Annotated in this window: 1 protein-coding gene; it reads left to right on the top strand. The window is 68.3% G+C overall.

Annotated features, from left to right (window positions below; genetic code table 11):
• Positions 1-121: 121 nt before the first annotated feature.
• Positions 122-1,358 (top strand): ISL3 family transposase (locus ABD374_RS31595; RefSeq protein WP_344500064.1); only part of this gene is annotated, 1,237 nt, incomplete at its 3' end.

The following is a 1,358-nucleotide window of genomic DNA, read 5'->3' as shown; positions in this document are numbered from 1 at the left end:
GGTTCTGGCTCGCTTTCCGTGATGCGCGCACGCTGAGTGACGGCTGCTGCTCCGATCAGGCTCCGGGAAGTTGCCTGAAAATGACCAGGGACGAACTTGGCGTGGTCGACAGTGCGGCGTCGTGGAAGAGACGTCGCCTCCTCTGGAGAGCCTGCTGTTACCGTCCATCGCGGACGTGTCGGTGCTGTCGCTGGACGTGAGCCACGAGGCGATACACATCGACGTGTGCAGTACGGCGGCCGGGGCGGCATGCCCGGACTGTGGGAGCGAGTCGACCCGGGTGCACAGCTCTTACCTGCGGTTTCCTGCGGACGTGCCGAGTGGGGGACGTCTGGTGGTCCTACAACTGCGAGTTCGACGGTTCTTCTGTCCGGAGTCTTCGTGTGCTCGGCGGACGTTCGCTGAGCAGATGCCGGGACTGACCCGGCGGTACAGCAGGTGGACGGAGCGGTTGCGGTCGACTCTCGCCGCGGTGGGTCTCGCCCTCGCCGGCCGGGCTGGCGCCCGGATGGCACGGACCTTCGGGGTGTCCATCAGCCGCAGCGCGGTGTTGCGGCTGCTCGATGCATTGCCCGAACCCCAAGTCCCGGCCCCGCGGGTGGTTGGTGTTGATGAGTACGCCACACGCAAAGGACGGGTCTACGGCACGGTGCTCGTCGACGTCGAGACCCGTCGGCCGGTGGATTTGCTGCCTGACCGGGGGGCGTCCAGCCTGGCCGCATGGCTGGCGAAGCGACCCGGGATCGAGGTCGTCTGCCGGGACCGCGCGCCGTTCTTCGCAGAGGGCGCCAGAGCCGGGGCACCCCAGGCGACGCAGGTCGCCGACCGCTGGCATTTGTGGCACAACCTAGGGGAGGCTGCTGAGCGGGCTGTCGCCCGCCACCGCCCGTGCCTTCGCGTCCTGGTCCCCGATCGCGAGGGGCAGGCCGACGAACCGGCGCCGCCCGAGGAGAAGGCGGACTCTCCATGGCGGAGCGAGCGATTCGCCAACCGCGTCCGAACCAGGCACGCCACGGTCCACGCGCTGCTGGAAGCCGGCCACAGCCGCCGTTCCATCGGGCGTCAGCTGAACATGACCCACCGCACCGTCAAGAGCCTCGCCGACGCTGCGAAGCCGGAAGACCTCTTTCGCGGTCAGTGGCAGCACAACAGGACCTCCGTTCTCGACGAGTACAAGCCCTACCTGGACGAACGTTGGGACGAGGGCTGCACCAACGCCTGGAAGCTCTGGGAAGAGATCGTTCCCTTGGGCTATCGAGGCAGCTACGGCCGGGTCAGCGCCTACCTGCGAGAGAAGCGCACCTCGCCACGGCCAGTCACCGCGCAGCCGCCGGCACCCCGCGTGGTGACGAGGTGGA

The organism is Streptomyces enissocaesilis, from assembly GCF_039533765.1.
Lineage (GTDB): Bacteria > Actinomycetota > Actinomycetes > Streptomycetales > Streptomycetaceae > Streptomyces > Streptomyces enissocaesilis.
This window is presented reverse-complemented; position numbering and strand designations above follow the sequence as displayed.